This is a genomic window from Marinobacter sp. OP 3.4 (assembly GCF_036224885.1).
Taxonomy (GTDB): domain Bacteria; phylum Pseudomonadota; class Gammaproteobacteria; order Pseudomonadales; family Oleiphilaceae; genus Marinobacter.
In genome coordinates this window covers 1-7,176 of sequence record NZ_JAVVLT010000049.1, presented here as the reverse complement: position 1 = coordinate 7,176, position 7,176 = coordinate 1, and the positions used below count along the sequence as shown (strand labels likewise).

Genomic DNA, 7,176 nt, shown 5'->3' with positions numbered 1-7,176 from the left:
GAGCATCGCCCTTACAAGGCGAGGGTCGCAGGTTCGATCCCTGCACCACCCACCACTTTCCGGGCCATTGGCTTTCCCTGGTCAATGGGGGTTGCTGAAACAGGCCAGCGCCTGGACAGCAAGAATGCGGAGCGGTAGTTCAGTTGGTTAGAATACCGGCCTGTCACGCCGGGGGTCGCGGGTTCGAGTCCCGTCCGCTCCGCCATTTTTCTCCCCCTTTTAAGTTCCTCTTTGATTTTCCTGCTTGGAAGCTCCCCTGTTCTTGGGTAGTTGTTCCTGTCTGGTTTTTACCTGTCGCAAAAATTGTCCGGTAAGTCTTGAGCCTGATCGGGCGAACCTCTACTTTAGTCGAATCCTGAACATGGGCGCCTTGTCCATCACCTGGTGAAAGCAGCGAAGATTGCGAATCCGGGTGCATGGTCCGGTACCGGGTGCCGTTTTCCGGGACACGCCGTGGATCCGTCCATGGAGGCTCTTCAAAAACGTCCATGTTTTTGAAGGTCCCGGAAAACGGCCCCCGGCACCGAACCTCGAGCCTGGGTGGTGCCGCGAAAAACTAAAATTGATATAGAGAGACCCCACATGACCGCTTCACAACAACCGGGCAAGGCCCGCTATCCCCATTTGCTGGAACCCCTAGACCTGGGCTTCACCACGCTCCGTAACCGGACCCTGATGGGTTCCATGCATCTGGGGCTGGAAGAGCGCCCCAATGGCTTTGAACGCCTGGCCGCTTTCTATGCCGAACGGGCCCGTGGTGGTGCCGGGCTGATCGTGACCGGGGGTATCGGCCCCAATGTGGAAGGGAGTGTCGGCCCCGGCGCCGCCAAGATGACCACCGAGGAAGAGTCCGATCAGCATAAGGTGATCACCCAGGCCGTGCATGAGGCCGAGGGCACCATCTGCATGCAGATCCTCCACGCCGGACGCTATGCCTATCATCCGCAACTGGTGGCGCCTTCCGCCGTGCAGGCTCCCATTAACCCGTTCACGCCCAACGAGCTGGACGAGGCCGGGATCGAGAAGCAGATCGAGGACTATGTGACGGCATCGGCCCTGGCTCAGCGGGCCGGGTATGACGGTGTAGAGATCATGGGGTCCGAGGGCTACTTCATTAACCAGTTCATCGTCGCCCGTACCAACAAGCGCACCGATGGCTGGGGTGGCAGCTATGAGAATCGTATCCGTTTGCCCCTGGAGATCGTTCGGCGGGTGCGGGAGCGGGTTGGTCCCAATTTCATCATTATCTACCGCCTGTCCATGCTGGACCTGGTGGAAGAGGGCAGTACCTGGGATGAGGTGGTGCAACTGGGCAAGGCCATCGAGGCGGCCGGTGCCACCATCATTAATACCGGCATTGGCTGGCATGAGGCGCGGGTGCCCACTATTGCCACCTCCGTGCCCCGGGGTGCGTTTACCGAAGTCACGGCGCGGATGAAGAAGGAAGTCAGTATTCCCCTGGTGACCACCAACCGCATCAATATGCCGGACGTGGCAGAACAGATCCTGGCCACCGGTGAGGCGGACATGGTGTCCATGGCCCGTCCGTTCCTGGCGGATTCGGATCTGGTGAACAAGGCGGCAGAAGACCGGGCTGATGAGATCAATACCTGCATCGGCTGCAACCAGGCCTGCCTGGACCATACCTTCAGTGGCAAGCTGACCAGTTGCCTGGTGAATCCCCGCGCCTGTTATGAAACCGAGCTTAACTACACGCCCACGGACAGCCCCAGGAAGCTGGCGGTGGTGGGCGCTGGTCCTGCCGGTCTGGCCTTTGCCACCGTGGCGGCCCAGCGTGGGCACAAGGTGACGTTGTTTGACTCCGCGGACGAGATCGGCGGGCAGTTTAACCTGGCCAAGCGGATTCCCGGCAAGGAGGAGTTCCATGAAACCCTCCGTTATTACCGGGTCATGCTGGAGAAGCTTGCCGTGGATGTGCGCCTGGGTGCGCGGGTTGATGCCGATACGCTGCGTGAGGGCGGGTTTGACGAGGTGGTCCTGGCCACCGGCATCAAGCCCCGCACGCCGGAGATCGAGGGTATCGACCATCCCAGGGTGGTGAGCTATATCGATGCGCTGACCGGCCGCAAGCCCATTGGCGAAAGGGTGGCGGTGATTGGCGCCGGTGGCATCGGGTTCGATGTGTCGGAATTCCTGGTGCATCAGGGGGCGTCGGTGTCCCTGGACAAGCATGCCTTCATGAAGGAGTGGGGCGTGGACCTGGCCGTCGAGCATCGGGGCGGTGTCGAGGGTGTGAGTGCGGATGTCACGCCACCGGCCCGGGAGATCTGGTTGCTGCAGCGCAAGACGTCCAAGGTGGGTAAGGGGCTGGGCAAGACCACCGGCTGGATCCACCGTTCCGCACTGAAGATGAAGGGTGTGCACATGGTGCCGGGCGTTACCTACCGGCGGATCGATGACGAGGGGCTGCATGTGTCCATCGCCGGCAAGGGCGAGAGCGAGGAGGACCGGGTGCTGGCCGTTGACAGTATTGTGCTCTGCGCCGGACAGGATCCCCTGCGGGAGCTCCAGTCGGCACTGGAGGGCAGCAACCTGCCGGTGCACCTGATCGGCGGTGCGGATGTGGCGGCCGAGCTGGACGCCAAGCGCGCGATTGATCAGGGCAGCCGGCTTGCCGCCTCGCTATAACCTGTATCCGTTGGAGACGGGTTGCCGATATCGGCGGCCCGTTCCGCGGTAGTCAATCACAAATTCTCACAGTTCCCTGCTGCCGATAGTGACTCTCTCTGGCTAAAATGGACGCTGGTCGTCACACTGAGACGTTCCGATGCAATGTTGTGACCTCTCTGACGTCACAATTTTTGGTAACTCAGGTCTCTTTTAGCCGGAGGATTTGAATGGCTCTAGCCGATCCATCCGAAGAAGGATATTCCGCCGTTTTCCTCATGGATGGTATCGAGGTGGCGCGTCAGATGCGGGCCGCCGAATTTGACGCCTTCCTGGATGGCTACGTGGGCCTGTCGGACCTGGCGGACACCGACGTGCAGGCAGTGTTCGTGCAGATCGGTTCCGATCTTCTGGTGCGAGGGCTGGTGTTCTTCCGGATATATTTCGACGAGGAAGGGCGCGCGGACAGCCACTGGAACATTCCGGTGGAGGCGCTGGCCCTGAAGGGTTCGGCCGGCCCGGATATGGGGGCAGGGCCCATCCGTCTGGTCTGCCGCAGCCTGTGTCCCGAGAAGCGCTACAAGTCCGAGCTCTGGGATCCGGATATGACGCCGGGGTCCAACCACTTCCAGACCATCCGTAAGGCCGTGACGGCCAACCATCTGAAATACAAGCGCAAGAGTCCCTCCGACGACGAGCAGATCCCCGTGTTGCGTACCGCGCTGGGTAAGCCCGACGCCGAGGTGGCCAGCCAGGAGGCCAGGGCACAGCGGAACCGGCTGGCCCATATGATTCGCGAGCAGCGGCTGCGTATCAAGACCCTGCAGGGCGCCCACCGGGATTCCCTGGCCGCCATGCAGCGGGAACAGAGACTCGAACATCGCGCCTGGCAGGAAAAGATGACCGAGCTGGAACGAAAGCTGGAGCGGACCAGGCTGGACGCGAAGAAGGTCAAGAAGCGCCTGGAGCGACGTGACCTCCAGGTGGAGGAACTACGCCAGCAGCTGGACGAGGCCCGGACGGCAGCGTTGGAGGCGCCCCAGGGTATGGAAGAAGCGGCCCAGGCGGAGGTGGTCCTGCTGCGCGAACAACTGGAGCGCAAGCAGCGGGAGCTGGACAGTATGGGTGAGCGCACCCGGGAGCTGGAGCAGGCGGTCAGCGAAGCCCGCAACAAGGCCCCGGACGAGGACAGCCTGATTCGCCAGCTGCAGGACCAGAAGGTTTTTCTGGTGGGGTACCACGCGGGTGTCGGTCACCTGACCCTGCCCTACAACGACCTGCGCCGTTACTTCGAGAATCCCACCGGCTACGCGGCGGAAAAGTGTGGACTTTCGGAACCGGATTACCGTCGCTGGCTCGACCACTACGAGAACCCTGTCTGCCGTGCCCCGGGCAGGAAGAAAGGGCAGACCTGTGGCCAGCCGGTCCTGCGGATCAGCCAGCCCGGTGAGTTCAAGGCGGGCGTGCATGACCGTTGCGACGATCACCAATAACCTTCATCGCCGGACAATCTTTTTCAGAATTGATCCGTAATTCGTTAAGATGATGGGACGCTTCCGGGAATGGGCCAGTGAATCACCGGCCCCCGGACGCCTCCAGACATCGCGACTGACAGACTGAGAGAGTTAATGGATCAATTCAGGAATATCGGTGTTATCGGCCGCATGGGCAGTGTCAAGGTGGTCGAAACGCTGAGGTCCCTCAAGACCTACCTGCTCAATGAAAACTACCAGGTGATCCTGGAGCAGGACACGGCGGGCATGTTGCCCGGTCACGGCCTGCAGGTGGCCAGCAAAAAGCTGCTGGGTGAAATCTGTGACCTGGTAATCGTCGTCGGCGGTGATGGCAGCCTGCTGGGGGCGGCGCGGGAACTGGCCAAGTCCAAGATTCCCATTCTCGGAGTCAACCGCGGTCGCCTGGGATTCCTCACCGACATCTCTCCCTCGGAGCTGGAAGCGCGCCTGGAAAAGGTGTTGCAGGGTGAGTATATCGAGGAGAACCGCTTCCTGCTGGATGGCAACCTGGAGCGGGACGGCCAGCCCCTGGGTTATGGCAGTGCCCTGAATGACGTGGTACTGCACCCGGGCAAGTCCACCCGGATGATCGGGTTCGATCTCTATATCGACGGCCATTTCGTCTACAGCCAGCGGTCCGACGGTCTGATCGTGTCCACGCCCACCGGCTCCACTGCCTATTCCCTGTCCGCCGGCGGGCCCATCATGCACCCCAAGCTGGATGCGGTGGTGCTGGTGCCCATGTTTCCCCATACCCTGAGCAGCCGGCCCATCGTGGTGGACGGCAAGAGCGAGATCAAACTGGTGATCGGCGATACCAACGAGACCTATCCCCAGATCAGCTTTGACGGCCAGATGGACATTGCCTGCGCGCCGGGGGATATCATCCGTATCACCAAGAAGCCCTTCAAGATCCGGCTGATCCACCCCAAGGATCACAATTTCTACGCCACCTGCCGCGAGAAACTCGGTTGGGCCAGCGAGATAGCAGCGAGTTAATCATGGCAAGTGCAAGACCCGCCTTCCGGGGCTACGACATCATCGGCGATATCCATGGCTGCGCCCGTACCCTCGAACACCTGTTGCAGCAGATGGGGTATCGTAAGCGCAACGGCGTCTACCAGCATGACCGGCGCCAGGCGATCTTTATCGGCGACATCATTGACCGGGGGCCCCGTATCCGCGAGGCCCTGCACCTGGTCAGGGACATGGTGGAGCACGGCTCCGCCCGGATTGTCATGGGCAACCATGAATACAATGCCCTGGGCTACTGCACCCGGGCCCGGCCCGGCAGTGGCAAGGAATTCCTGCGGGAGCACAATGCCCGCCATAACCGGCTGATCCGGGAAACCCTGGAGCAGTTCGATCACCATCCCCAGGAGTGGAACGAGTTCCTGGAGTGGTTCTACACCCTGCCGCTGTTCATCGAGGAGGAGCGCTTCCGGGTGGTCCATGCCTGCTGGGACGACCGCCTGATCCGCCAGTTCCTGGCATCCCAGGGCAGCCCGTGTATCGACGAGGATTTTCTGCATGCATCGGCGGCCATCGAGTCCTTCGCCGGACAGGTCATGGATACGCTGCTGCGAGGCACGGACCTGCCCCTGCCGGATGGCACGACGATTACCGGGCGGGATGGCTACACCCGCAGGTTCTTCCGTACCAAGTTCTGGGCCGAGGATCCCCGCACCTATGGTGATGTGGTGTTCCAGCCCGATCCGTTGCCGGAGGAAGTGGCCCGCCGTGAGCTGTCCGAGAAGGAACGATCGGAGATCATCCGGTATCCCCTGGGTGAACGCCCGGTTTTTGTCGGTCACTACTGGATGGAGGGCGAGCCCGCCCCATTGAAACCCAATGTAGCCTGCCTGGATTACAGCGCCGTGAAATACGGCAAGCTGGTGGCCTATCGCCTGGACGACGAACGGGAACTGTTGCCCGAGAAGTTCGTCTACGTGAACGTGGAGCGCCCGGAAATCAGCGGTGCTACCCAGACCGAAGACAGCGTCGCGAGGTAGTCGGCTTGCATCGAATCAAGGAACTGGAGACCGGGGACGACCTGTCCGGGTTTAGCACCTGGCTGGGACACCAGGGGGTGAAGCACCAGATCACCCGGGAGTCCGATGTGCAGGTGCTGTGGCTGGACAACCCCGACCATGCGGAACCGGTGCTGGCCGCGCTGGAGCAGTACATGAGCCGGGACGATGTCCGCGACCGGGTGGACCAGGCCAGCCGGGCGCCGATCCGGGGTGGTCGCTGGCAGCCGGCGCCCCGGCATTCGCCGATGGTGTTCGGGCTGATCATCGTGGCCGCGGTGATTGCCTGGCTCACCGGGCTCGGGGAAAACATCATGTCCGCGGTGTTCATGTACGTGGATCCCCGCTACAACGACTGGCAGACGTTTGCACAGCGCCTGGATGCAATGACCGACACCCTGGCCAGCGGCCAGCTCTGGCGCCTGATCTCGCCGGACTTCCTCCACTTCAGCCTGATGCACATCCTGTTCAACTCGGTGATGCTGTGGTTCCTGGCCAGCCAGGTGGAGTGGATGGACGGCAGGGGGCGCTTCCTGGCGCTGTTCCTGGTGACCAGCCTGGCCTCCAACACCCTGCAGTACCTGGTTTCGGGGCCGCTGTTTGGGGGGTTATCGGGGGTTGTCTACGGGGTGCTGGGCTACTGCTGGCTCAGTCAGCAACGGCAGCCCCGTTTCCAGTTTCCACCGGCCCTGGTGACCTTTGCGCTGGTGTGGATGATCATTGGTTTCACCCCGTTGCCGGTGTGGCTGGGAATCGGTCGCATGGCCAATGAGGCGCACCTGGGCGGTTTCCTGGGGGGCTTGCTGATGGCCGTTCTGATGCCGCCCCCTCGACCGCAACGGGCGGCCTGAGCACCAGGAGTCGGCGTGATTTGTGCCGCGCTGAATCCTGCACCTTTATATCGGACATAAAAAAGCCCCACCAAAAGGTGGGGCATAAATGAGCTCGGAAGCTCCTGATGAGAGAGATAACATGGCCAGCAAAAACAGGTGGTTATCTCTGTA

General features: G+C 61.6%; 5 protein-coding genes and 1 tRNA gene. All 6 read left to right on the top strand.

Annotated elements, in window-relative coordinates; all coding sequences use genetic code 11:
* Positions 1 to 128: 128 nt before the first annotated feature.
* The 6 genes from RO069_RS09015 (at position 129) to RO069_RS08990 (ending at position 7,023) form a co-directional block, all read left to right on the top strand.
* Positions 129 to 205: transfer RNA gene (locus RO069_RS09015), tRNA-Asp, on the top strand.
* Positions 206 to 582: 377 nt separating this feature from the next.
* Positions 583 to 2,649, top strand: a complete 2,067-nt coding sequence (locus tag RO069_RS09010) for an NADPH-dependent 2,4-dienoyl-CoA reductase (RefSeq protein WP_328186864.1) — start codon at positions 583 to 585, stop codon at positions 2,647 to 2,649.
* A 209-nt stretch (positions 2,650 to 2,858) separates the two neighbouring features.
* Positions 2,859 to 4,121, top strand: a complete 1,263-nt coding sequence (locus RO069_RS09005; RefSeq protein WP_328186862.1) for a DNA repair protein — start codon at positions 2,859 to 2,861, stop codon at positions 4,119 to 4,121.
* Between the two features lie 135 nt (positions 4,122 to 4,256).
* Positions 4,257 to 5,141, top strand: a complete 885-nt coding sequence (locus RO069_RS09000; protein ID WP_328186861.1) for an NAD(+) kinase — start codon at positions 4,257 to 4,259, stop codon at positions 5,139 to 5,141.
* Positions 5,142 to 5,143: 2 nt separating this feature from the next.
* Positions 5,144 to 6,154, top strand: a complete 1,011-nt coding sequence (locus tag RO069_RS08995; protein WP_328186860.1) for a metallophosphoesterase — start codon at positions 5,144 to 5,146, stop codon at positions 6,152 to 6,154.
* 5 nt (positions 6,155 to 6,159) lie between these two features.
* Positions 6,160 to 7,023, top strand: coding sequence for a rhomboid family intramembrane serine protease (locus tag RO069_RS08990; protein WP_328186859.1), 864 nt, complete (start codon positions 6,160 to 6,162; stop codon positions 7,021 to 7,023).
* Positions 7,024 to 7,176 lie beyond the last annotated feature (153 nt).

Coding starts and splice junctions, on each gene's coding strand:
- RO069_RS09000 (WP_328186861.1), top strand. CDS start 4,257: ATGGATCAATTCAGGAATATCGGTGTTATCGGCCGCATGGGCAGTGTC.
- RO069_RS08995 (WP_328186860.1), top strand. CDS start 5,144: ATGGCAAGTGCAAGACCCGCCTTCCGGGGCTACGACATCATCGGCGAT.
- RO069_RS09010 (WP_328186864.1), top strand. CDS start 583: ATGACCGCTTCACAACAACCGGGCAAGGCCCGCTATCCCCATTTGCTG.
- RO069_RS09005 (WP_328186862.1), top strand. CDS start 2,859: ATGGCTCTAGCCGATCCATCCGAAGAAGGATATTCCGCCGTTTTCCTC.